We start from the raw sequence: 21084 nt of genomic DNA on the forward strand, positions 1-21084 counted from the left end.
CGGACGCCCAGGGCGCGGAGTCTGTGACCCTTGGCCTTCCGGCACGGGCGGCGCGCACCGCCTTCGGTCGTCCCTGTTGCCAGCAACTTCCTACGCGGGTCCCAAGAGACCTTGGCCGTCAAGCGGCTCCGGCGTTCGCGTCATGCCGTTGGGCCAGGATGCCACGCCGCGCCCGCTACCGTCAGCGCAGTACCGGTACGACCGAGAGCGAGACTCCGATGACCAGCCAACCGCCCCGCATCCCGCTCGCCCAACTCGCCGCACGACGCCCGTCGCCGACACTCGCCCGACTCCTCGCGCAGACGAGGAAGCGGCGGGCCGGCGAGTTCAACTCGTCGATCTGACGCCCGCCCGGCCAAGCCCTGCCGCCGCGCGCCCGCGCGCCGTCAGCTCGTAGGCGGCCACCCCGCGCGGCCCGCCCACGCAGTCGATCCAGCCGGCCGCGAGGAGCCGGTGCAGCGCGGGGTAGATCGTGGCGGGCCCGTAGCAGGTGACGCGTTGCAGGTCGAGGGCGGTGACGGGCCGGCCGGTGAGGTCGAGGGTGTTGGTGATGCGGCGGATCTTCCGCTGGAGTCGGACGGTCATGGCTGCTCCTCGTTGAGGACGGCGGTGAGTTCGGCGAGCCGGGCATCCACCCACCGGCTGATCGGTTGCCCGACCGGCGGCCATGCCATCAGCCACTGGTCGCGGAGTTCAGCGATCCGCTGCACCCGCTGCTCGGCGTCCGACTCGCAGCGGTGTGCGGGGCTGTTCCAGGCGCGGCGGCAGTACTTGCACCAGGCTTGTGCGTCGTCGATGTCGAGACGCTGGGCGAGGTCGGCGGCAGCGGCTCGTGCGGTCGTGGACTCGCTGACTTCGGTGCCCACGTGCTCGACCAGGAGCCGGGCCTCTTCCGGGGTGAGCGTTCGGCCGTTGGCGATGCGGGTGAGGAGGACGCTGAGGCTGTCGAGGCGTGCGGCGCGCACGACGTCCCGCTCCTTGGGCTGGTCGGTCACACGTCCTCCACGGTGCTGCGGGTGGTTTCGCAGACGAGCCGGTACACGGTGTCGGGGTGCGCGGCCCGGAGTTCGGCCAGCTGGGTGACGACGGCGTCGCGGTCGCTGCTGCCGGGCCCGCACAGACTGCCGCCGTCGGGGAACCGGGCGTGGATCCACCAGTGGTGGCCGCCGGCGAACTCGGGCGGGTCGGCTTGGTCGGCCCACGCGTGCTGCTGCTCGGCGAGGTGTCGGGCTTGCGCGGGGTTGATCAGAACGCACGGGTCGTCGCCGTCCACGGTGAGGTCGAGGCGTAGCCACGGCCACGGCGGGCCGTCTGCGGGCTGGTCGTCGCGGGCGTCGGCGGTGATGTGGGACGGGATGAGCGCGAGGCCGACGGCGCCGTCGCGGGGGTCGTCTTCGGCGGGGGTGAGGTGGCTGCCGCGGTAGGTCCAGGGTTGGCCGAGGTGTTCGGGGTCGCCGTCGCCGCCGATGCCTTCGATGCTGGCGTAGATGCTCACTGCTGCTCCTGACGGCGGGTCTTGGGGATGCGGCGTGCACACGCGTGCGGGTCGCGGCATTGGGGTTGTCCGTCCCACCAGCCGGGGTCAGGGGTGGGGTGGTGGCACCACTGGCAGACGGGCGCGGTCACGGCTGCTTCTCGGGTGCCGGGCACTGCACGGGCGGGGCGGGGTCGTGGATGCGGGTTCGTCCGGCGGGTCCGTCCATGTGGAGGCCGCAGACGGGCAGCCATTCGCGCTGGCCTCGGAACAGGCGCCAGCCGATCGAGGGGCGGTCGCAGTGTCCGGCGTCGCAGGATCGGCCGTCGGCGGGTTCGTCGGGTGGTGGGGGTCCGGTGAGGCCGGATGCTCCTCGCCGGGATTTGGGTGGGGTGACGGGTTGGGCGGGGTGTTGTCCGGCGCCGGGGCAGGTGGTGCCGCCTTGGCGGTGGCGGCGGATGGTCCCGGCGACGGTGACTTGCCGGGGCTGACCGCAGCCGGGGCAGTCGGCCCGGACAAGGCTGGTCATGCGGTGAACCGCCTGACGGGAATGCCCGCGCGCTCGGCGAGGTCTGCGCAGTGCGTTGCGCCCCGGCTGCTGTTGCGGATGAACGCCAGGCAGACGTCCGCCCCTGCATCGATCATCTCCTTGTTGCGGCGGGGCCCGGCGACGCGGCCGTACTTCCACCAGGCGGCAGGGTGCGCCTCGATGAGGCAGCCGTACTTGACGGCCCATTCGTGGGCGATGAAGTCGGCGCCGGTGCGGCAGGCGCCGTGAACGAGGACGAGTTCACCGTCCTCGGGGTGCTCGGCGGCGATGTCTTGGAGCGCACGCTGGACGGCTACGTCGTTGTTCCAGTCGCGGCTGCCGGTGACGAGGACGCGGTACGGGTCGGTCATGTGTTGCTCCTTCGTGGGCGTGTGAGGCCCGTGTGGCGCCTGTCGGGCCGGGTGGTTGGGTTGGGGTGGGTCGGGGTGCTGCGGGGCCGTCAGGCGCCGTCGCGCGGATCGCGGTGGAGGTGGCGGGCGAGGTCCCGGTAGGCCCGGCCGCGTGTCCATCCGGTGCCGCAGCGGGTGCCGAGCGTGGCGTGTTCGGCGAGGTAGCCGTTGAAGTAGTTCTTCGCTGCTCGCCACTTGCGGGCCTTGATCCGGTCCCACTCGCGGTGCAGGGATGCGCGCAGGGTGCGGCGGGCGGTGGGCCGGTCGGGGTTGTGGATGAACAGCGTGAGGTCGTGGAGGAGGCCGACGGAGTAGATCGTGATGTCGCCGACGATGCCGTCGGGCAGGGATTCGGTGGGCTTCACTGGTTCTCCTTGATCGGGTTCGTGTGCCGGATGCAGCCGCAGCGGGGCGGGCAGGCCCATCGGACGTCGTCGTTGCGGTGCTTGCCCCAGCGGTGGCGTCCTCGGCCGCAGGCGATCTCGTGGATCACGGCGTCGGGGGTGCACACCTCGGCGCGGGACCAGCAGGACGTGGACGTGCGGGGGTCGGAGACGGATGGGTGTACGCGGTCGAGGTGCTCGTCGAACTGGGCGGCGGGAATCCGGGGATGGCCGGGGCACCAGATGCAGATCTCGTTGGGGGTGCCGTCGTCGGGGAGGGCGGTCATGCGGGTCTCCGGTCAACTCGAAGGGCTAGAAGGGGCCTAGGAGGCGACGGGAGAGCCCGGCAGAGGAATTCCCCCATCGGGCACTTCCGAGGCGCCACAGCGACGACTGTGGGCGCGGGGCGGGCCTGTTGTGGGTGCACGGGCCGCCGCACGGTCACGGCGGCCACGAACACGAGCGTCACGACGGGCGGTCGGGAACACCCACCTCGGTGATCTTGATGGGCAGCGTCTCGGCGAGATGCTGGGCGAGACCGTCGCGGGCGCCCTCCCGGAACGCGGCGCGCATCACGTCGTCGGCGACCTCCCACGAGCGGGCGGGGATGCCGTAGTGGTGCGTGTACCGGACCCCGTCGATCTCGATCTCGGCGCGGATGACGAAGGTCGCCACGGTCAGGCCTCCTTCGGCTGGGGCGTCTCGGTGTCCTTGCCGGGCTGCGCCTCAACAACCGGGCCGGGCTCCTCGACGGTGTACGTGGTGGTCGCCCGGACGAGACGGCGCTCGGTCAGCGTGCCGTCCTTCCACGTGGGACCGAGGCGCTTGGCGTGGTTCAGGGCGTTCACGGCGCGGTCACGCACGGGGTACCGGGTGCCGGGCACCCACTCGTCGGCGAGCGGGTCGTGCAGCTCGGCGGCCCAGGTGTGCTCGGCCGGGTGCGCCTCCGTCTCGGCGGCCACCCGATCCACGACGGCAGACTCGGCGAGCAGCTGCCGCCCGCAGCGCGCGCCCTTCAGCCACTCCCGCACATCCGCCGTCGTCACCGGACGCTGCTCCCGGTCGGCGATGTCGCAGCACTCCCCGACGAACGCCAACGCGTCCTGGGCGCGGTACAGCTGGTAGCCGAGGTCTTCGGCAAGGTCGCGGGCTTCCTCGGCGGTCAGCTCGGGAGCGGCCCGGTCTGCGGCAGGCACAACAGCCGAAGCGGGCGCGTCCAGCACGTCACACAGCCCGCACGTGAACGCAGTCGGCGGCACCTTGCACTGAGCGACCAAGCACGCCTTGCGGTGCAGCTCCCGCACCCGCCGCAGCTTGTCGGTCAGCGCCGAGGCCCCGGCGCCGTACTCGTCGACCATCAGGCTCAACCGCCGTACCTGCTCGTGCGCTTCGAGCGCGGCCTCCTCGGCGGTCTCCTCACGGGTAATCGCCGCGTTCGCGCGCTGGTTCTCCGAACGGAGCAGATCGCGCGCTGTCGCCAGTTCGGCTCGCAGGCCGAGGATCTCGTCGTGAAGGCGGGCGGTCTCGGTGGTGTCGGTCATCGGTGCTCCTCGGTGGGTGCCGGCCGACCCAAGGACGGCCTGTGGTTGGGTTGGGCCTACGACCCCCGCCGCTATCACCGGCGGGGGTCGCCTGCGTTCACGAGACGGGCGCGGCGGGGTCGAACAGTGCCCCCTGCCCGGACTCCGGGGCCGGCGCCTCCACGATCCGCAGCTTCTTCGTCTCGACCGTCGTGACGTGTCCAGGCCGCTGGTTCAGGAACTGGTGCGGGTCGGTGCACTCGATGTCGGTGAGGCCGAGGAGGCCGCCGACGCCGTTGTCGTGGTGGAACAGGACGATCCCGTGCCAGTGGGATTCGGGGAGGTGTCCGTCGCCGGGGTGGTAGGCGACGGGCGTTCCGGGCGGGAGACGGCGGGTCATGGTCTGCTCCGTGGTGTGGCTGGTGTCCGGGTTGGGGTGGGGTGCGGGGGCGGGGCTCACACAGCAGGCGAGGCGGCGGCGGCGAGGCAGGCGGCGACGATCACGACGGTCGGCGTGCTGCCGGGGAACTCGATGACCGTCCCGTTCGGGCAGCCGAGGCCGGAGTCGTCGCAGTCGTTCACCACGGTCCAGACGGCGCCGGACGGGTGGCGCAGCACGCCGGACGCCGGGTCGGTGGTCCAGCCGGCGGCTTCGAGGGCTTCTCCGACGTCGAGGCGGCCGTACCACTCGCCGGGGGCGGGGTGGTCGATGACGAGGTGAAGGCGGCGGTCGGTGGTCACGTGGGTCTCCTGGTGGTGGGTGGTCAGACGACAGACGAGACGGCTGGGTCGTCGTCGAACGGCTCCAGCAGCCGGTACGCGGCCTCCCGATCGCCGGTCAGGTACTCGACCGCGTACTCGCCGATCAGGTCCCGACGCAGCCAGCCGCGCTGCTCCGCGACCCAGCCCTTGTCATCCCAGGCGCCGTCACCGATACGGGAACTGCTGCCGTGCTCGTCGGCGTGGTCGACCTTCGAGCGGGGGAACCCGTACTCCAGGGCGGTCTCGCGGCTGAACACGCCGCCGGGCATGTCGCAGACGGTGGACCAGTGGACGTACAGGTCCTTGTCGGGTGCGGCTTTGACGAGGAGGCCGCGCAGCCGTGGGTCGTTCGCGGCCTTGGTCTCGGCGAGTTCGTCCTTCAAGCGGCGGACTTCGGCGAGCAGGGCGGGCACGTCCTCGCGGGCGTGGGCGATGAACGCGGCGTCCGTCATGCGCCACGGGCAGTCCGCCACGGTTTCGTGGGTGCGGCAGTCGTCGGTGTCGGTGTAGTCGGCGTTCACCCAGTACGCGGGCCGGGGGTGGTGCTCGTTGGGCGGTAGTTCCACGGCGGTCCACGGTCCGGGGGTGGCGGCCTTGTGGCGGGTTTCGATCTCGTCGAGCCGTCCGGCGGTAAGTCCGGCCTGCGCGGTTGTGTCCCGTTCAGTCATGTCGTGTCCTAGCTTGTGGTGATGGCGGGCAGTGGCGATGGGATCGCGCGCGGTGCTGATCCGTTAGGCGGCCGGGCGGATGGCCCGCAGTCGGGGCCGTTCCTCGTGCGGGGCGCCGACGGCTTCGCAGAGGGCCTGCCAGTGCGCGTCGCGTTCGGCGGTCGTCCAGTGGTGGCCGACGGGGATACGGCGGGAGCGGGGTGTGGCGGGTGCGGGTCGGGTGGGGATGGTCTCGGCGAGGAGGCGCTCGTACGGGGTGCTCACGGCGTGCCCGGGTCGGTGCGGGGGCGGACGAAGCCGGAGTCGACGAGGAGCGTCACCAGCGGTACGCCGAGGGCGTCGGCGAGGCGCTCCAGCTCGTACGGGTCGGGGCAGTGGCGGCCGGCGAGGGTGCGGTCGAGGTCGTCGTACGACATGCCTGCGGCGCGGGCAAGGGCGCGCTGTCCGCGGCTGCGGTCTACCCGGTAACCGGTGTCGTGGGCACGGTCGCGGAGGTAGGCGGCGAACGTCTGGAGGCTGGTCACTGGTCGGCTCCTGCCTGCTGGGTGTACGTGACGTGGGCTTCGGCGATGGCGGGGGTGAGGGTGGCGGCGAGCCATGCCTCGTCGTATCCGCGGCGGCACTCGGGGCCGACGCCGAGGGTCTTGGACTTGGCGTCGGTGAGTGCGCGGCCGCAGTCGCAGCAGCGGACGGCGAGTGCGGCGAAGACGGCTCGGCCGGTTTGCGGGTCGGATCCGATCGCCTCGGTGGTTCGCTGAAGCCAGGCGAGATAGCGCTTGTTCCAGGCCCGCATCCACGCGATCTTGGCGTCGCGGTCGGTAGGGGCGTCGCGCTTGAGGAGTCGGGCGGGGCCGTACCAGGCTTTGGCGGGCCAGCGTTCGATACGTCCGGTTCGGGCCCGCCAGTAGGTCATGGTGTCGGCGTTGTCGGGGTCGGGTGTGGCGTAGTAGCCGTCCGGGATGCCGGTCATTTGGTGCCTCCGGTCTGCTGGCGGGTGCGTGCGGTGTGGGCTTGGATGCGTGCGTCGTGGCTGTCGACTGCGAGGCGCCGTCCGCGGGGGCTGGTGCAGCGGTTGCCGGGGGCGGCTTGGCACCAGGGGCAGCGGATGGACCATTCGGCCGGCTTGGTCACGTCTCGGTGCCGTTGATGAGGCGGGCGACGTCGAGGAGGTAGCCGCTGCCGTAGTCGAGGGCGTAGTCCTCGGTGCCGTCTTGGGCGGTGCGGGCGGCCACGACGTCGGCTTCGGCCTCAAGAAGGCTGGCGAGCGCGGTGCCGACGGCCGGGTTCATGGCGGCGGCGTACTGCGACCAGACCATCGGGCGGCCTTTGGCCTGGGCGGCGGTGTCGCTGACGGTGAGGTCGGTCCATTCGACTTCGTGGCGGGTGAGCGTGGTGGTGGTGCGGGTGGCCAGGGACCGCAGCGTCTGTGCGGCGGTGCGGAGTTCGTCGGCGAGGTTCATGGGGTCGGCTCCTCGATGATGTCGGCGTCGTGGATGTGGCCGTCGTTGCGGGCGAAGTGCTGGGCGGCCCGCGCTTTGACCGCCTGCTCCTCGGCGGCCCGCTGGGCGGCGGTCTGCTCGGGGACGCCCTGTGCGGCCCGCAGGCGGGCGGAGTGCGGCTTGGGGCGGGGCTTCCCCAACGGGCGCTTCGCGGACGCTCCCGGGCTCTTGCACGGGTGCCCGAGGGCTGCCCGGCAGGTGGGGCATTCGACACTGAGCGGCCCGGCACGGCGGACGGTGTCGGCTTCGGCTTCCTCGTCAGTGCCGGGCACGGCGCGGTTGCCTTCCCAGCCGCGGGCCTCCAGCTCCTTGACGAACTCCCGGTCCCGCTTCGGGTCGGCTTCGAGGGCGAGCCGGCCGACGGGTGCCGGGACGCGGCCGGAGGCGATTGCCTGGGTCTGACCGCGGAGTCGGGCCATGAACTCGCCGACGGTCTCGTCCGGGATGGGTTCGTACTGGAAGTTCACCAGCCGGGCGGAGCGGATCTTGGATCGGAGGGTGCGGATGTGGTGGGGCAGGATCCACAGGCGTTCGTTCGGGTTCTGCGGCGGGGTCGTGTAGTAGGCGGCGACTGCGGCCTTGGCGTCGGCGTCGAGCGGGACGTCGTCGAGGGCGGAGGCCCATGCGGTGGCGGCGGCGAGGGAGGGTTGCCGGTTGTCGAAGCTGGAGGCGTGGGCGAGGAGTTCAGCCGCCTCGTTCGGGGTCATGCGGGATCTCCTTCCTGGCGGAGTTGTTCGGCGAGGGCGAGCCAGCCGGCGACTTTCGCGTCGGTGCCGGTGAGCGGCTGCTGCTGGCCGGGGAGGGCGATGACGTTCGAGGCGCTGCTGGCGCGGCGGATGTCTGAGAAGGCGAACTGGAGGGTGTTCGCGGTGACGGGCTTGCTGGTTTCGCCGAGGCGTTCCATGGCGCGCCACAGTTCGTTGGAGTCCGTGTCGTTCGCGAGGGCGTCGGCGATAACGGTGCGGACTTGGCGGCGCTTGTAGGAGTTGCCGCGGGCGAAGCGGTCGAGGAAGGCGTCCGTCATCCGGTCCGGGAGTGGCCTCTCGCCCGTCTGCACGACGGCGGCTTCGCGGGGCGACTCGACGGGGGGTAGGGGGGGGTTCCCTTCCTTTCCTTTCCTTTCCCTTCCTTTCCCTTCCGTCAGTGAATGGTTCATTGAAGAAATGTCACGCAACGCATCCGTCGGAGCGCCGAAAGTCGACTCAGCGTGAACTTTGTTCAGTGAGTCATTCACTGAATGGTTCAGTGAATCGTTCAGTGAGTCTTCAAGCCCTGCGAGCCCGGCGGGCGGAACGAACCCTTCATCGTCCGGGCAACCGCGTCGGCTCCGCTCGCACACCTGATGCGCGGCCCGGACGTTGGACGGATGGTCGGTGCCCCCCGCGGCCACCGGCCGGATGTGGTCGATGACCAAGTTGTGGTCGTCGTTCACGACGAGACGTTGAGGGATCTCCCCGCCGCACAGCTGGCACGTCCAGCCGTCGCGGCGGGCGTACATCTCGCGGGCCTGCCACGCGCCGATCGAGGGCGGCGGGAGCTTGCTCTTCTGCGGCCGGTTGATCCGCTGGTGCTTGCGGAAGTTGACGACCACGGCCATCTGCTGGCGGGCCGCTCCCCCGATGTACGGGAAGATCAGTCCGGTGTCGGTGAGGCACTGCATGAGCTTGCCGACGTCGCCGATCGTGAGGTCGTCGTCGTACATGAAGGCCTGGGCCTTGATGTAGGCCGGCGTCCAGCGCAGGATGCCTTCGTCGTCGGCCATGTTGAACGTGGCGATGAAGAGGAGCCGCGCGTCGCGCGGCATGACGCCGAGGAGCTCGTCTTCCCAGAACTCCGGCTTCACGGTGCGGATGCGCGGCATTCAACTTCCTTACGTTCGTGCTGATCGGCGAAGAGGGCGGGGCCGCCGTGGTGGACGGCCCCGCGGTGGGGCTACTTGGGCAGCGGCATGGGGGCGTCCGCGGGCTGCTGGATCCGGGTGAGGGGCCGGTCGCTGCGGACGGCGTTCCAGGCGCGGATGAGGTACGCCATGTGCTGGTGGTCGGGCACCTTGCGGTTCTCGGCCCGGTCGGTCATGACCCTGCTCCGCAGGGCGAGGACCGGGTGGGAGACGGGGAGCTCGGCACCGTCTCCGACGCGGCAGAAGAACCACACGGCCTCGTCCACGTCGATGCGGGACAGGATGTGGTGGGCGGTGCCGACGACGGATTTCGGCAGGTAGCGGAACGCCTGGTGTACGCGGGCGGCGATCTCCACCGAGCGGTAGATCTCGGGGCGCTCCTTCAGGAGGGCGGCGCACTCGGCGGTGGTGGGGCTGTAGTTCTGGCCGAACTTGTAGTCGCCCTGGTCCCAGAGCCAGACCTTCTTCAGAACCGCGGCGAGGACGGCGGCGTTGGTCTCGCCGCGGAGGCTGAAGGCGTCGGCGGTGGTGCGCTTGCGGCCGGCGTCCATGGTCTCTTGGGTGTCGTTGGGGAGTCCTGTGACGACCATGAGGGGGATGGCGACGTCGGCTTCGATGACGGCCATGAGGCGGTGCTGTCCGTCGAGGAGGGTGCCGTCGGTGGCGAACTTGATGGATTCGCCGTTGAGGCGCCATTGCCCGGCGGCCATGTCGCGGGCGTAGTCGGAGACGGCGCGCTTACGGGCGTTGCGGTTGCGGGTGTTCTGCTTGAGCCACTTGGCGGCGAGCTCGGGGGTGACGGCCATGATCTCGACCTGGGGGATGTCGGTGGCGGGTACGCTGAGCTGGGTCATTACTTCTCCTGTTCGAGGGAGTTGGCGACGTCGGTGAGGGCGTCGCTGATCTTGTGGAGGCTCGTCGCCCACCAGCGGCGGGCCTCTTCGGTTGTCTGGGCCTGGTCGAGGCGGAGGGCCTGCACGTACCGGGCGGTGGTGTCCAGCGCGCCGAGGAGTTCGGGGAGCTGGGTGGTGTCCCGGTTCTTGGGGAACCGGTCGTCTTCGGTGAGGCGGGCGAGGCGTTCGGCGGCGCGGACGTAGTCGCGGCTGGCTTCGGTGAGGGCCTCAGGAAGGGGGCGCCGCTTGGGCTTGGGTGCGGCGGCCGGTGGGGTGACGGCGGCTTCGAAGCCGGGGCCGTCGGGCTGGACCCAGTCGTCGCCCGCGAGGAGGGCGTCGTCGGTGGGCGGTTCGGGGGCCGGACGTGCCGCGGCGTACGTGCCGCCGTCCGTGCCGAGGATTACGGCAGGTGTTTCATCTGAAACACGTGCGTCCCGCATGGCGGTGGCCGGGGAGATGCCGGTGGCCGATGAGATGGCGCGGAGGCTCATCCCGGATTCGCGGAGGGAGGCCACGACTTCTTGTCGTTCTTCGCGCGGGAGCCGGAGCCGGGCGGTGCCGAACTCGGCGGCGCAGTACGAGTCCCACGTGTCGTATCCGAGGGCTGCCCATGCGCGGGATGTGTAGGCCTCTTGGATGAGGAGCCATGTCCCTTCGACTGCCACTTTGATGCGGTCGGTGAGGGCACGCGCATCCTGCTCGGTCGGCAGTGTGATGTCGTTCACTCGGTCCTCCTTTCGTTTGCTGGCGTGGCTGGTTCCGAGGTCTTGGCAGTGCTGACCTGGCCCTGCCATACTACTTTAAAGATTGGAAAGAATGGAAGGATTGGCAATGACTTACACTCTGGCCATGGCCCTGCACCCGAAGATCGAGATCGAGAAGGACGGCGTCGCCGAGGTGGCGATGACCGACGCGCGTGCCGCGCTGACGTCGCTGATCCGCGAGGTCAGTTGGGGGCAGAGGCCGGGGGCCTTCACGGAGCGCGGCAAGCGGGTGGCGATGGTGGTGCCACCCGAGTTCTACGAACGGGCCGTACGCGACCGGGCGATCATCGACGAGCTGCACCGACGTACCGAGACACCCGGTGCCGGCGCCGATTCCTACGACGCGGTCACGTCCCGCACCATCCGCGAGGCGTTGCACTCGGCTGCGCTGGCCGTGGACTCCTGACACCGCTCCTCCTTCTGTCGTCTCCGGGGCCCCGCACGGTGTGTGCGGGGCCTTCGTGCTGCGGTCAGCTGTGGTCGTGGAGGACCAGCCACGCGGGTTCTGGGTGCGTTTCGTGGCCGAGGCGGACCGCCGTTCGATGCAGGGCCGCAGTCCAGACGGGGATCTCGTAGCGGGCGAAGTCCGCGGCCGTGATGGCGGAGGCGGTGTTCTCCTCGATCTCTTCGCTGGCGACGAGGAGGAAGAGACGTTCGAAGTCGCCGAGGTACTGGTGGTGGACGCCGCCGTGCGGTTGTTCGGGCTGGTCGGCCATGGCCTGGTCGATGGCGTCGAAGTCGGTGGTGGCCGGGATTTCGAAGCCGTACGCCTTGTAGGTGGAGTGCTGGAGGCCCATCAGACGCCTGCCTTCCGGAGCCGTCCACCGCGTGCGCGGAGGGTGACGCCGGCTTCGAGGAGGAGGGCTCGTGTCCCGCCGTACGAGCGGCCGATCTGTCGTGCGACGGAGCGGATGGTGCAGCCCTGCGCGTACAGGTCGGCGGCGCGGGTGCGGGTGGTTTGGCGGGCGTTGCCGGTGAGGATGAGGCCGGTGGTGTAGTCCCTCATCGAGGGCTCCTCTCGGTGGTTGGGGTGGGCCCGCCCGTTGGGGGAGGTCGGGCGGGCCCATGGCGGCCTGAGGGGGAAGGGCCGCCGGTCAGGTGGTCAGTCGTCGGACGCGAGGAAGGCGTCGTCGTCCGGGAGGGCGTCCAGCGGCCAGGAGTTGAGGAGCTTCACCGGGTAGTAGCCGCTGCGTTCGTTGGCCGGGCGGTCTGCGAAGCGGCCCTTGTGCGGCCGGGTCTGGAAGCCCTGGTACATCTCGAACCGCTTCTCGTCGCAGTCGATGAGGTAGCCCCACTCGCACCACACCGAGTCGCCCGGCCATTCCGGGGCGTGCGGGGCGAGACCGCAGGCCAGGGTGGCGGCCGGGTCGCCGAACGTTCCGTGGAGGAGCCGGTACCACTCCTCGCCCGGGTCGTCCTTCGATCCGCCAGCGTTCGGCTTCTCGTACTGGGCGAGCGCCGTCCGCTGCTCTGGGGTGGGCATGACGTCGCCGTCGATGTGGACCAGCGCGGCGGCCTGCTCGCGGACCGCGTTCCAGTCGGTGACGCTGCGGGCCCACTTGAGGACGTCGGCGCCGAGGGCACCGGGGTAGGCGTCGTAGTGGACGTAGGTGATGGTCTCGCGGCCGTTGGCGACGAAGCCGAGGAAGCCCCTGGTCGACATGGGGTGGGTCCTTTCTTTCGGTGGTGTGTTTTTCTGGTGGGGCCCCGCCTCAATTCGCGTGAGGCGGGGCGCTCGGTCAGCGGTGGCGGTCGTTGCGGGAGCCGAGCCAGCACCCGAGTCCGGCAGCCATCCCGAGCACGGCGATCCACAGCGGGCTCGCACCCGACGCGTACGCGATCGCGGCAGCGGACGCGCCGAGGAGGAGGCCGGTCGTGAAGTGGGTCACGGGATGTCCTTTCGGGCGGTGCACACGGTGCGGTGTGCGCCGATGGGGTCGGAGGCGAGAAAATCCCGCACCAGCTGGCGGCCCGTGACCCGGCGGTGATGCAGGCACAGCGCGCACAGGAAATCCGCGACCGGCAGGCCGCCCCGTCCCAGGCCGCGCACCGTGATCCCGCCACGCCACGGGCCGCCGCTCACGGCGTGGCTCCGAAGATCGCCGCGTACTGCCCTTCCAGACGCGACCGACCAGGCCTGTCAAGCACGTGCGCCGGTGCCACGCACCAGGCCTCCCCGCAGCCCGGCCGCACCTGCCCCACCGGCTCACGCCCGTACTGCTGGCGGAAGGCGACAGCGCGCGCCTGGTACCGGCGGTTGCCGTGGCAGAGGATCGGCGTGCCGTAGTGGCCGCGGGGACCGGACCATTGGAGGTGGCCGCCGTCGACCGCGGTGGCGTGGGTGGCCCACTTCTGTTCGAGGGTGAGCACACTGGCTGTTTTGGCGGGCGGCAGGGACAGTTCTTCGCGGATGCGGCGGACGCGTTTGGTGGCGGTGTGGAGTTGCCGGCCGATGGCGCGGTCGGAGTGGCCGGTGGCGAGGAGGCGGAGGATGTCGGCGCGGGGGGCGCCCTTTGGTCCGGGCATCAGACGGCGGCTTTCGTGGTGCCGGTGCGGCGGAGCCGGTTGTCGGCGTCCGTGTTGGCCTGCTTGCACGGGTCACACGGCGTCTCACCGAGACGGCGGTGCCGCTGATAGCCCGCCCTGGTGCCGCACTGTGCGCGTTCCTCGTCGTCCGCGATGTGTGCGGGCAGCACGCATCCGGTGAGGTTGCACGTCGTCAGGACCCGACCCACTGGGGTGCGGCCGCGGTCGAGGAGGTAGGCGATCTGTTTCGGGTTGTAGGCGCGGCCCTTGAACGACGGTTTGGACGGTCCGGTCCAGGCGAGGTGTCCGTGGATGATGCGTTTGGTGTTGTCGTCGAAGAGGCTGCGCAGGTCCGTGTACGGCTTCCGCCGGGGCGCCTCGGCGGGGTCGGTCGTCTGCTCGGCCGCCTGTTCCACTGGTGCGGACTTGCGCCGGTTGATCTCTTTCAGTACGGCGCGGCGCTCGTTCGGGCGGAGTCCGGCGCGGATGCCGTGTTCCATGTCGCCGGTTGCGACGGCGTCCCAGAAGCAGGCGCGTGCGACCCAGCAGCGCGCGCATACCTGCTTGGCGCGGTGGATCTCGGTCTCGTCGTTGCCGGGGTGCATGACGTCGGGGTCGACGCCGCGGCAGGCGGCTTGTTTGGCCCACTTGCCGGCCGGTTCGGAGGTGAGGCCGTGGGCGGAAGCGGTGCGCGTCATGCCGGGTCCTCCCCTCGGTGTTCGCGGAGTGCGTCGCGGAATGCGTCACGGACTGCGTCGCGCAGCCAGTCGGCGTCGGTTTCCGGGGCGTCGGCGGGCGGCCCGAGCCGTTCGAACAGGCGTGTCAGGCCCTCGTCGATTGCGGCCGCCGCGTCGTCGGGGCTGGGTGTGGCCCAGATGAGTTCGCATGCGTCGAGGTCGGCGAGGTGCGTGCCGGGGACGTTGTCGTCGGCGGCGGGCGGCAGGCCGACCCGGGCGCGGGCGTCGGCGGTGCGGTCGCGGTTACGGGATTCGCGGACGGCGCGCCGGAGTTGGAGGAAGCAGCATCCGGCGCCGACAGCGGCGAGGACGACGATGGTGCAGACGGTCGGCACACTCACCGGGCCACCGCCTCGGCGAGGCGCCACACACGGATCACGGCGCCCGGCGTCTCGAGCGCGTCGAGGCCTTCGCCGGGGAACACCTTGCGGGCGGTGATCTCGACGATCCTCGAGTCGTCCGCGATGGCCCCCGCGGTGGTGAGGGCGTCGAAGGTGGAGCGGAGGAGCTTGTCGATGTCGCCGCTGTCGCGGGTCGTCGGCCAGGTAACTCGAGTCTTCGGCGCGGAGGCGGGCTTGCGGACGGTGAACACGACCTCGAGCGACAGCGGTCCGTCGAGCGGTGCAGGGGCCGCGCCGGGAGCGGGGCGGCCGCCGTACTCGAGGATGTGGCGGGCGAGCGCCGCTGCTCGAGCGGCGGTGTCGACGGCCTCGCGCCAGGGTGCGACGCGCTTGGACTGCTCGAGCAGGCGGCCCCGGCCGACGTGCCGCTTGCTGCCCTGTGGTGCGGGTCGGTGGTCGGTGACGGTGAACTCGAGGTCCGGGCGGGCCGGTGTCGACCCGGTGGCCGGAGCCTCGCAGATGTGCGTGGTCATGAGTGGGTCCCCCCGATGGTCGTGGTGGTGCGGGTGGGGATCGGGAGGCGGCAGGTCGGGCACACCCAGCCGTCCCCCGTGGGCGTGCCGTGGCCGGGGCAGTGCCGCCAGTCGGGCGCGAACGTCTCCCCGTACTCGGCGTCGAACTCGGCCTCCGCCGTCAGCAACTCGTCCAGCGACACGAGCTCGGCGTCGGCCAGCAGTTCGGCCACACGCCGCGGACCCCTGTGCCGGGCCGGAAGCGGCCACGAGCGGGCCACCATGACCGTGCCGACCGCGACCGCGGTACCAGCGCCGGTGAGGGCGGTCAGGTAGTCGCTCATGACGCCTTCTCCGGGGTCTTGTAGCCGGGCTGCCAGCGACTGCTGTCCTCGATCCGGCGGCCACCGAGGCCGACGGCGTCGTCGTACTTCTTCTGCAGGGTCCTGAGCTGGCGGCGCAGCGCCGGGATGCTGTCCCCGCCGACCGAGGCCTCGTCGAGGTCCGCGCGGAGGCGGACGATGGTGGCGTTGGCTTCGGCCGCGTCACGTCGGGCGGTGGCCTGGATGGCGTCGCGGTCCTTGGCGAACTGGTCCCGCTCGCCCCGCAGCCGGGCGACGTCGGCCCTGAGGCTGGCGGTCTCGGCGTCGTGCTTGCGCTGGAGCTCGGCGAGGATCTGATCGTGTTGGCGGCGGGAGAGCGATGACCGCTTCATGGCGGGTTCTCCGTTCAGGGCTGGTGTGGTGTGCTGGGGGGAGGCCGCCCCGCCTGTTACCGGCGGGCGGGGCGGCCACCTGCGTGCGGGTCAGGCCCTTGATCCGGGTTGCGCTGCCTCGGGCCAGCCGGCCGCGGGCTCGTCGACGAGTTCGCCTTCGATCGGGCCGTCGTCGTCCATGGCGTCGTCGCCGTCGTCGGGGATGTCGGCCTGCGGTTGCGGGAGCGCCGGGGCGAACCCGGTCGGCAACTCGGCGGCGACCTCGGCTTGTGCGCGGAGTTGCTCACGCATGAACTCGGCGGACGTCGGGACCCACTTGGCGAGACGGCGGGCGGCTGTCTTCAGCCACATCGCTTCCTCGTTGGTGTTCCACGGGGAGAACTCGCTGTTGCGGCCGTCGGACTTGGCCTTGGCCTGCATCACCTGGTCGCGGTTGAGGATGACGACCTTGGAGGTGGCGCCGTCCTTCATGACCGCGTACGCGTACACGCCGACGAGGTTGCCGCGGTCGCCGCCGAACCAGTCGACGTCGTGGACGGGGCGCTCGTCGCGGCCGATGACGTAGCGGAACGAGTCCTTGGCGCGGACGGTTTCGACGACGACGGAGGAGACGGCACCGGCCCGGTAGATCAGTTCGATGATGCCCTGGTAGCCGACGATCCCCTTGATGATCTTTTGGCCTCGGTGGGCCTTCGACTTCCGGGGCGTCAGGTAGAACTGCTCAGTGCCGGGCTCCAGGCCGAGGCGGGCCGCGATCTTCAGCTCCCGCAGGAACACGCCGATGTCGGTCTTCGCGGCCTGCTCCAGGTCGCGGTTGCCGCGGATGGCGCCGACGGCGAGGCGGACCCACTGGTCGGCGTTGACGTGGGAGGGAACGAGGGCGGCGTACTCCTCGCGGTACTGCTCGACCATGGCGCCGGGGCCGGCGTCACGGACGGCGACGGCGTTGGAGACGGTGTTGTCGGTCATGCGGCGTTCCTTCGGGTGCGTGCGGGCATGAGGGAGTAGGTGGATCCGTTGCGGACAGTGCGGGTGGCGATACGCCGGCGTTCGCAGACGGCGCGCTGGCTGGTACCGATCGCGTCGAGGAGTTCGCCCTTGCAGGCGGTCAGCTCGTCCTCCGCCACCCAGAAGGCGTCCTGCGCCGCGTGGAAGCGGTCCCGCAGCAGGGTCGGGATCTCGACGTCGACCGGGTCCAGGCCCTCGGGGATCTCACGGATCGCCTGGTAGGTGGCGGAGTGGCCGTCGATGTCCGGGCGCTCGTCGGCGGCGAGGGTGCGCATGAACTCGGCGGCCGCGTCCCGCATGCGCAGGGCGTCGGCGGGGTCGTAGTCGATGACGTACTCGCGGTACTCCGACCCGGCGATCAGGACTGCCACATGGCAGCGGCGCACCCCGATCACGTCCATGTACCAGAGGCATTGGGCGCGGTAGTGGACGGGAATCTCTGCGGTGCCTTCCTTGCCCCATCCCTCGGCGTCGCGGGCGGTCTTGGCCTCCAGCACGGCGTGCGGGACGGGCTGCTCGGGGGTGCAGATCAGTCGGTCCGGGTTGGCGATCTGCCACGGCCGGTCGTGAGCGGCCACGGTGGGCGAGCTTGTGACCTTGAGGTCAGGGTGGAGGCGGGCGAACCGGCGGCAGATCGCAGGCTCGTGCTCCTTGCCCCAGTACATTTCCTCGGACTCCTCGACGGGCCCGATGAGTCCCTTCTTGCGGTGCCAGAGGGAGAACCGGGACTCGTACGGGGACAGGCCCATGACAGCGGCGATCTCGCTGCCGCAGATCCCGGGCGCGCGGGCGGCGTGCCACTCGGGGCTGCCCGGCTCGAACCATCCGAGGACGGTGGGGCCGGCGGCCGGGGCTTGTGCCCCGGCCTGCTCGACGATCGTCATGTGCGTGCTCCTGGGTGTGGTGCGGTGGCGAGGCCGATGAGTCCGACTCCGGCGGCGATGACGCCGGTGGTGGCGGTGGCTTGCCAGCCGTCGAAGGGGCCCCATTGGGCGAAGAGGAGGAGGAAGGCGGTGATGGCCGACCAGTGGGCAACGGCCCGCAGACGGGCGGTCACGAGGCGATCCAGTAGCCGCGGTTGTTGACCGTGCCCGTCTCGACGAGGGCCCCGCGCCGCGTCCACCACTGCAAGTCCTTCCGCGCGGTCGTACGGCACGGACCCCAGCCGGTCGCCTGGTAGAAGCGGTGCGCCTGCCCGGTGGTGTAGCGGCCGCCGACGCGGCGGATCTCAGCGAGGAGACGCTGACGGCGGACGGTGATCTGATCAGCCACGACCGTCACCCGCCTCGGCGGTCCACTGCGGGTAGGAGGAGTCCCACGCGCGCTCCATCCGGCGGGTGCCGTCCGCCCGGTGCAGCCAGCCCCACGCCTCCCGTACTCCGGTCTGCGGGTCGCGGGTGACGTGCTCGCACACGAACCGCAGCCACCTGTCACGCGGGCCGATGCTGGTGTACGAGCGGCCCGGCTCGAAGAACGCGCCGTCGACCAGCTCGTACGTCTCGGCGAGGGCGTCCTCCGCGATCGGGTACAACTCGCCCTGGATACCGCGCACGACGTGCTGCCCGGTCTTCATCCGGACCCACGTGTCGTGGATGGCGTCCCAGACTTTCGCCGTGAACTCCGGGGAGAAGATTTGCTCGCAGCGGTCGGGGAGCAGGAAGTTCCCGCCGGTGAAGTCGATCAGGTCGTCGACGTTGGTACCGGTCCATTGGATGGTGTCGACCACGGTGGGACGCTTCCGGTAACGGACGACACTCATCCCGTCACCCCCGTGTACGCGGGCGTCTGCTGGTAGTCCCGCAGGTGACGCTTGGCGCCCGGCAGCAACTTCCACACGATCGGGCCGTGGCACTTCCGGTACGGGTCGTGCATCCACTCCCGCCGGAACGCTTCCTTCCCGCAGTCCGGGCACGGGATCAGCGGGCCGATCTTCGGCTCGAAGCGGTTGGCCTTGAAGGCTTCCTGCCGCTGGAACTCGTCCGGCCGCTCGAAGTCCAGCGACCCGTCGATGACGTCGGCGTTCTTGAGGGGGATGTCGCAGTAGTCGTCAGCCCAGTAGGCGAGCGCCTGGTCCTCGTTCTCGGCGTCCACCCAGATCACGCGGGTGATGGTCTCCGTGACGACGATCGGGAAGCTGCGCTCCTGCAACCCCCACGCGTTACGCGGCGCGGTGTCGTCGAGGAGTTCCTGCACCTCCCGGTTCGGCTCGGCGGGAACTAGGCGCGGCCAGCGCTGGCCCAGGTAGGCGTGGTCGCCGGGGTGCTTCAGGTCGCGGTCGCAGTCCTGGTAGCTGCCGCCGGGCTTCGGCTCGCCGCACTTCATGCCGCACCGCCCTGGGTGCGCTGCGCGGGAAGGACGGTCGACAGCTTCGGAGCCAGCGCCCCCAGCCGATCCGCGAGCGACGCCACCCCCGCCCCGTACACCGGAAGCTCGAAGCCCAGCGCCGCACACAACTGCTCGACCAGCAGCGCCTCCGGCTCCCACCCGTCGTGCTTGTGGGCGTGCGCGGTCCTGCGGTCCTCCTCGATCTCCGACAAGAGGTCCATCAGGTCCGGGTTGTCGGCGATCGTCTCGATCATCGCGACGAGGTAGTCCGACACGTCGAGCGTCACGCCGGTCGGGATACGACGGACGTACACGCGGTACGGGCCGGTGATCGCCGGGCGACGGAACAGACGGTGCAGGTACAGACGGACGCGGTTCATCGAAGGGCCCCCTTCGGGGAGGTGGTGAGGAGGAGAAGGAGAGCGGCGGCATCCCGGAGCGCTTCACGGGACGCATGCCGGGCGATGTCCCACTCGCGCAGCAGCGGGTACAGGGCCTCGGAGCCGAGCACGCGGGCCAGCAGCGGACGCGGGTCGAAGTCCGTGCGGTGCGCGTCGACCAGCAGGAACCAGAAGACGGAGAACGACGCGTGGACACCGACACCGAGCGACAAGAACGCCGCCCACTCGGCAAGGTCATGGGTCTGGCTCACGAGGCGCCACCGCCGAAGAGGTGGCCGCGCACTGCCCGCTTCAGGTCGTCCCCGTCGAGGAGACGCTCCTCCGGGTCCGCGCCGCCCGTCTCGGGCAGGTCGTGCGAGACCCGGTTCTCGTGATGCAGCCAGGCGTGAAACTCCGGCTCCGGCTCCACGAGCATCCGCCACGCCACACGACGGGCCGGATCCGACTCCGCCGCCGCACGCTCGGCGAACGACACAGAAGGCGCCGGAACCACATCCGCCGACCCGACAATCCCCACCGCCGCCAACTCAGCCAGCGACACCAGCAGAAACTCCGGGCACCGGCACGAGCCCTCCACCGCATACAAGCCACGGCCATCCGACGTCACCGCACGCCGCACCCAACACGCGTCCTTCGTGTTCACGAACCGCGGATCGCGCGTCTCCGGGGCGCTCACGCCGCCACCCCGCCCTCAACAGCGGCCGACTCCAGCAGCGTCACAGCCTCCTCGGCCGTACGCCCCAGCACGTCACCCCACTCGTCCACATGCGACTCCAGCGAGAAGATGTCGCCGAACTCCGGGCCGCCGTCCAACCGCAGCGCCAACCGGGCGATCGCCGAATCGGCCAGCAGCGACGGGGTGTGCGGGTCACCCGACACCGCGCACTTCACGGCGGCCACGATCGACATCGGCCGCAGGAAGTGCGGGATGCACATCTCCCGGTCGAACGGGTCGGGCAGGTAGTCGCCCTGGTAGTGGCCGTTCGCCGCGATGATGCGGGCCGCCTTACGGAACACCGCCGACAACGGGCTCCGACGCGGCAACGGCGGCTTGGGCAGCGACCTGACCTCGCTGCTGGTCTGCAAGACTGTGGCCATCTGAGGCCTCTCTTTCTCTGTGTGTAGGGGTCGCCGATCGCTGGGCCGTCATCCGGGCAAGGGGGCGGCCCTTCGGCGTTTGATGAGGTCAGGCGGCCTTCGAAGGCGACACCGGCGGAGCGGTACGAGCCGACGCGAACAGCGCCCGCAACTGCTCCCGAACCTCCGGGCTAAGAGGAGGCGCAGCGTCGACGATCTGACGGGCCCTCGCGATAGCCGCCGGCCCGAGCAGTCGTTCCGCCTTCTCGCGGGAGAACTCCGGTTCCGCGCTCATGCGGAGACCGCGGCGAGGTGGTCGAGTTCGACCGGCGCTTCGACGGTGCGGCCGGTGTGGGCCCAGAGAACGAGGAGGTCCACTCCAAGCCGTTTGGCAATTGCCAGTGCCTCGGAGTAAAGGGACTTCTCGCGGCGTCCGTTGCGCAGGGCATCGATTTTGCTGGGGTGGCATCCGGCTGCGTCGGCGAGTTCTCGGACGCTGACTTCGCGCCCGTCTCCGGTGCGCTCCATGAGCATGACCAGGAGGTCGCGGCTCACGAGGACCATGTATTCCTGCTGGGGGCGCACGTATCTACCTCCGTAGACGTGGTGTGCGTTTCCGTGAACAAGACCGACAGTACAC

At 70.6% G+C, this 21084-nt stretch carries 44 protein-coding genes; 2 read left to right on the top strand and 42 right to left on the bottom strand.

Annotated elements, in window-relative coordinates:
* The first annotated feature begins 218 nt into the window (after window positions 1-218).
* The gene (locus tag HW837_RS49680; RefSeq protein WP_272875584.1) at window positions 219-344 is read left to right on the top strand and encodes a hypothetical protein; all 126 of its coding nucleotides are present in this window, start codon (window positions 219-221) and stop codon (window positions 342-344) included.
* On the opposite strand, the gene HW837_RS27645 is transcribed toward HW837_RS49680, so the two are convergent.
* The 20 genes from HW837_RS27645 to HW837_RS27740 form a co-directional block, all read right to left on the bottom strand.
* Complete coding sequence (locus HW837_RS27645) at window positions 328-585, bottom strand: PadR family transcriptional regulator (RefSeq protein ID WP_193383496.1); 258 nt, start codon at window positions 583-585, stop codon at window positions 328-330. The two genes, HW837_RS49680 and HW837_RS27645, sit on opposite strands and share 17 nt — an antisense overlap.
* A complete protein-coding gene (locus tag HW837_RS27650) occupies window positions 582-995 on the bottom strand; it encodes a hypothetical protein (protein ID WP_193383497.1) in 414 nt (137 codons plus the stop codon). The genes HW837_RS27645 and HW837_RS27650 overlap by 4 nt, the downstream gene beginning before the upstream one ends.
* Window positions 992-1495 carry a hypothetical protein gene (locus tag HW837_RS27655; RefSeq protein ID WP_193383498.1) on the bottom strand — a complete coding sequence of 168 codons (504 nt, stop codon included), beginning with the start codon at window positions 1493-1495 and terminating at the stop codon, window positions 992-994. Before HW837_RS27655 ends, HW837_RS27650 begins: the two co-directional genes overlap by 4 nt.
* A gap of 127 nt (window positions 1496-1622) precedes the next feature.
* Entirely contained in the window at window positions 1623-2003 is a 381-nt protein-coding gene (locus tag HW837_RS27660; RefSeq protein ID WP_193383499.1) for a hypothetical protein, read from the bottom strand.
* A complete protein-coding gene (locus HW837_RS27665) occupies window positions 2000-2374 on the bottom strand; it encodes an SLOG family protein (RefSeq protein ID WP_193383500.1) in 375 nt (124 codons plus the stop codon). The genes HW837_RS27660 and HW837_RS27665 overlap by 4 nt, the downstream gene beginning before the upstream one ends.
* Window positions 2375-2463: 89 nt before the next feature.
* Window positions 2464-2778, bottom strand: a complete 315-nt coding sequence (locus HW837_RS27670) for a hypothetical protein (protein ID WP_193383501.1) — start codon at window positions 2776-2778, stop codon at window positions 2464-2466.
* Complete coding sequence (locus tag HW837_RS27675; RefSeq protein ID WP_193383502.1) at window positions 2775-3083, bottom strand: hypothetical protein; 309 nt, start codon at window positions 3081-3083, stop codon at window positions 2775-2777. The genes HW837_RS27670 and HW837_RS27675 overlap by 4 nt, the downstream gene beginning before the upstream one ends.
* Before the next feature lie 178 nt (window positions 3084-3261).
* Entirely contained in the window at window positions 3262-3471 is a 210-nt protein-coding gene (locus tag HW837_RS27680) for a hypothetical protein (RefSeq protein WP_193383503.1), read from the bottom strand.
* 2 nt (window positions 3472-3473) lie between these two features.
* Entirely contained in the window at window positions 3474-4337 is an 864-nt protein-coding gene (locus tag HW837_RS27685; protein WP_193383504.1) for a hypothetical protein, read from the bottom strand.
* 97 nt (window positions 4338-4434) lie between these two features.
* Entirely contained in the window at window positions 4435-4716 is a 282-nt protein-coding gene (locus tag HW837_RS27690; protein WP_193383505.1) for a hypothetical protein, read from the bottom strand.
* A 56-nt stretch (window positions 4717-4772) separates the two neighbouring features.
* Window positions 4773-5057 (bottom strand): hypothetical protein, encoded by a 285-nt coding sequence (locus tag HW837_RS27695; protein ID WP_193383506.1) that lies wholly within the window; start codon window positions 5055-5057, stop codon window positions 4773-4775.
* Between the two features lie 23 nt (window positions 5058-5080).
* Window positions 5081-5746 carry a hypothetical protein gene (locus HW837_RS27700; RefSeq protein ID WP_193383507.1) on the bottom strand — a complete coding sequence of 222 codons (666 nt, stop codon included), beginning with the start codon at window positions 5744-5746 and terminating at the stop codon, window positions 5081-5083.
* 63 nt (window positions 5747-5809) lie between these two features.
* Complete coding sequence (locus HW837_RS27705; protein ID WP_193383508.1) at window positions 5810-6010, bottom strand: hypothetical protein; 201 nt, start codon at window positions 6008-6010, stop codon at window positions 5810-5812.
* On the bottom strand, window positions 6007-6270 hold the full coding sequence (locus HW837_RS27710) for a helix-turn-helix domain-containing protein (protein ID WP_193383509.1): 264 nt from the start codon (window positions 6268-6270) through the stop codon (window positions 6007-6009). Before HW837_RS27710 ends, HW837_RS27705 begins: the two co-directional genes overlap by 4 nt.
* Entirely contained in the window at window positions 6267-6716 is a 450-nt protein-coding gene (locus HW837_RS27715; protein WP_193383510.1) for a DUF6011 domain-containing protein, read from the bottom strand. The genes HW837_RS27710 and HW837_RS27715 overlap by 4 nt, the downstream gene beginning before the upstream one ends.
* A gap of 157 nt (window positions 6717-6873) precedes the next feature.
* Entirely contained in the window at window positions 6874-7206 is a 333-nt protein-coding gene (locus tag HW837_RS27720; protein ID WP_193383511.1) for a hypothetical protein, read from the bottom strand.
* Entirely contained in the window at window positions 7203-7952 is a 750-nt protein-coding gene (locus HW837_RS27725) for a zinc finger domain-containing protein (RefSeq protein WP_193383512.1), read from the bottom strand. The genes HW837_RS27720 and HW837_RS27725 overlap by 4 nt, the downstream gene beginning before the upstream one ends.
* Window positions 7949-9106 (bottom strand): HNH endonuclease, encoded by a 1158-nt coding sequence (locus tag HW837_RS27730; protein WP_193383513.1) that lies wholly within the window; start codon window positions 9104-9106, stop codon window positions 7949-7951. The genes HW837_RS27725 and HW837_RS27730 overlap by 4 nt, the downstream gene beginning before the upstream one ends.
* Before the next feature lie 71 nt (window positions 9107-9177).
* Window positions 9178-9999, bottom strand: a complete 822-nt coding sequence (locus HW837_RS27735; RefSeq protein ID WP_193383514.1) for a hypothetical protein — start codon at window positions 9997-9999, stop codon at window positions 9178-9180.
* Entirely contained in the window at window positions 9999-10763 is a 765-nt protein-coding gene (locus tag HW837_RS27740; protein ID WP_193383515.1) for a helix-turn-helix domain-containing protein, read from the bottom strand. The genes HW837_RS27735 and HW837_RS27740 overlap by 1 nt, the downstream gene beginning before the upstream one ends.
* A gap of 106 nt (window positions 10764-10869) precedes the next feature.
* Between HW837_RS27740 and HW837_RS27745 the strand changes: the two genes are divergently transcribed.
* Window positions 10870-11208: a type II toxin-antitoxin system prevent-host-death family antitoxin gene (locus HW837_RS27745; RefSeq protein WP_193383516.1), complete on the top strand. Its 339-nt coding sequence runs from the start codon at window positions 10870-10872 to the stop codon at window positions 11206-11208.
* A 64-nt stretch (window positions 11209-11272) separates the two neighbouring features.
* Here the strand turns inward: HW837_RS27745 and HW837_RS27750 are convergent, their stop codons facing one another.
* The 22 genes from HW837_RS27750 to HW837_RS27855 all read right to left on the bottom strand — a co-directional run bounded on the left by HW837_RS27750 (window position 11273) and on the right by HW837_RS27855 (window position 21029).
* A complete protein-coding gene (locus tag HW837_RS27750) occupies window positions 11273-11599 on the bottom strand; it encodes a hypothetical protein (protein ID WP_193383517.1) in 327 nt (108 codons plus the stop codon).
* The gene (locus tag HW837_RS27755; RefSeq protein ID WP_193383518.1) at window positions 11599-11808 is read right to left on the bottom strand and encodes a helix-turn-helix domain-containing protein; all 210 of its coding nucleotides are present in this window, start codon (window positions 11806-11808) and stop codon (window positions 11599-11601) included. Before HW837_RS27755 ends, HW837_RS27750 begins: the two co-directional genes overlap by 1 nt.
* A gap of 96 nt (window positions 11809-11904) precedes the next feature.
* Window positions 11905-12465, bottom strand: a complete 561-nt coding sequence (locus HW837_RS27760) for a hypothetical protein (protein ID WP_193383519.1) — start codon at window positions 12463-12465, stop codon at window positions 11905-11907.
* Window positions 12466-12541: 76 nt separating this feature from the next.
* Complete coding sequence (locus tag HW837_RS27765) at window positions 12542-12691, bottom strand: hypothetical protein (RefSeq protein ID WP_193383520.1); 150 nt, start codon at window positions 12689-12691, stop codon at window positions 12542-12544.
* On the bottom strand, window positions 12688-12885 hold the full coding sequence (locus HW837_RS27770) for a transcription factor WhiB (protein ID WP_193383521.1): 198 nt from the start codon (window positions 12883-12885) through the stop codon (window positions 12688-12690). Before HW837_RS27770 ends, HW837_RS27765 begins: the two co-directional genes overlap by 4 nt.
* Window positions 12882-13328 (bottom strand): response regulator transcription factor, encoded by a 447-nt coding sequence (locus HW837_RS27775; protein WP_193383522.1) that lies wholly within the window; start codon window positions 13326-13328, stop codon window positions 12882-12884. Before HW837_RS27775 ends, HW837_RS27770 begins: the two co-directional genes overlap by 4 nt.
* On the bottom strand, window positions 13328-14026 hold the full coding sequence (locus tag HW837_RS27780; protein WP_193383523.1) for a WhiB family transcriptional regulator: 699 nt from the start codon (window positions 14024-14026) through the stop codon (window positions 13328-13330). The genes HW837_RS27775 and HW837_RS27780 overlap by 1 nt, the downstream gene beginning before the upstream one ends.
* Window positions 14023-14406, bottom strand: a complete 384-nt coding sequence (locus HW837_RS27785) for a hypothetical protein (protein WP_193383524.1) — start codon at window positions 14404-14406, stop codon at window positions 14023-14025. Before HW837_RS27785 ends, HW837_RS27780 begins: the two co-directional genes overlap by 4 nt.
* Window positions 14403-14939, bottom strand: coding sequence for a RusA family crossover junction endodeoxyribonuclease (locus HW837_RS27790; protein ID WP_193383525.1), 537 nt, complete (start codon window positions 14937-14939; stop codon window positions 14403-14405). Before HW837_RS27790 ends, HW837_RS27785 begins: the two co-directional genes overlap by 4 nt.
* Window positions 14936-15262 carry a hypothetical protein gene (locus HW837_RS27795; protein ID WP_193383526.1) on the bottom strand — a complete coding sequence of 109 codons (327 nt, stop codon included), beginning with the start codon at window positions 15260-15262 and terminating at the stop codon, window positions 14936-14938. Before HW837_RS27795 ends, HW837_RS27790 begins: the two co-directional genes overlap by 4 nt.
* Complete coding sequence (locus tag HW837_RS27800; RefSeq protein ID WP_193383527.1) at window positions 15259-15633, bottom strand: hypothetical protein; 375 nt, start codon at window positions 15631-15633, stop codon at window positions 15259-15261. The genes HW837_RS27795 and HW837_RS27800 overlap by 4 nt, the downstream gene beginning before the upstream one ends.
* Before the next feature lie 90 nt (window positions 15634-15723).
* A complete protein-coding gene (locus HW837_RS27805) occupies window positions 15724-16602 on the bottom strand; it encodes a recombinase RecT (RefSeq protein ID WP_193383528.1) in 879 nt (292 codons plus the stop codon).
* A complete protein-coding gene (locus HW837_RS27810) occupies window positions 16599-17525 on the bottom strand; it encodes a YqaJ viral recombinase family nuclease (protein WP_193383529.1) in 927 nt (308 codons plus the stop codon). Before HW837_RS27810 ends, HW837_RS27805 begins: the two co-directional genes overlap by 4 nt.
* On the bottom strand, window positions 17522-17698 hold the full coding sequence (locus HW837_RS27815; protein ID WP_193383530.1) for a hypothetical protein: 177 nt from the start codon (window positions 17696-17698) through the stop codon (window positions 17522-17524). The genes HW837_RS27810 and HW837_RS27815 overlap by 4 nt, the downstream gene beginning before the upstream one ends.
* Window positions 17695-17913: a hypothetical protein gene (locus HW837_RS27820; protein WP_193383531.1), complete on the bottom strand. Its 219-nt coding sequence runs from the start codon at window positions 17911-17913 to the stop codon at window positions 17695-17697. The genes HW837_RS27815 and HW837_RS27820 overlap by 4 nt, the downstream gene beginning before the upstream one ends.
* Window positions 17906-18400: a hypothetical protein gene (locus HW837_RS27825; protein ID WP_193383532.1), complete on the bottom strand. Its 495-nt coding sequence runs from the start codon at window positions 18398-18400 to the stop codon at window positions 17906-17908. Before HW837_RS27825 ends, HW837_RS27820 begins: the two co-directional genes overlap by 8 nt.
* The gene (locus HW837_RS27830; RefSeq protein ID WP_193383533.1) at window positions 18397-18963 is read right to left on the bottom strand and encodes a hypothetical protein; all 567 of its coding nucleotides are present in this window, start codon (window positions 18961-18963) and stop codon (window positions 18397-18399) included. Before HW837_RS27830 ends, HW837_RS27825 begins: the two co-directional genes overlap by 4 nt.
* Window positions 18960-19346, bottom strand: coding sequence for a hypothetical protein (locus HW837_RS27835; RefSeq protein ID WP_193383534.1), 387 nt, complete (start codon window positions 19344-19346; stop codon window positions 18960-18962). Before HW837_RS27835 ends, HW837_RS27830 begins: the two co-directional genes overlap by 4 nt.
* Window positions 19343-19618 (bottom strand): hypothetical protein, encoded by a 276-nt coding sequence (locus HW837_RS27840; protein ID WP_193383535.1) that lies wholly within the window; start codon window positions 19616-19618, stop codon window positions 19343-19345. Before HW837_RS27840 ends, HW837_RS27835 begins: the two co-directional genes overlap by 4 nt.
* The gene (locus HW837_RS27845) at window positions 19615-20043 is read right to left on the bottom strand and encodes a hypothetical protein (RefSeq protein ID WP_193383536.1); all 429 of its coding nucleotides are present in this window, start codon (window positions 20041-20043) and stop codon (window positions 19615-19617) included. The genes HW837_RS27840 and HW837_RS27845 overlap by 4 nt, the downstream gene beginning before the upstream one ends.
* Window positions 20040-20465, bottom strand: coding sequence for a DUF6197 family protein (locus tag HW837_RS27850; RefSeq protein ID WP_193382651.1), 426 nt, complete (start codon window positions 20463-20465; stop codon window positions 20040-20042). The genes HW837_RS27845 and HW837_RS27850 overlap by 4 nt, the downstream gene beginning before the upstream one ends.
* 270 nt (window positions 20466-20735) lie before the next feature.
* Window positions 20736-21029, bottom strand: a complete 294-nt coding sequence (locus tag HW837_RS27855; RefSeq protein WP_193382652.1) for a helix-turn-helix domain-containing protein — start codon at window positions 21027-21029, stop codon at window positions 20736-20738.
* Window positions 21030-21084 lie beyond the last annotated feature (55 nt).

This window comes from Streptomyces caniscabiei (assembly GCF_014930365.1).
Classification (GTDB): domain Bacteria; phylum Actinomycetota; class Actinomycetes; order Streptomycetales; family Streptomycetaceae; genus Streptomyces; species Streptomyces caniscabiei.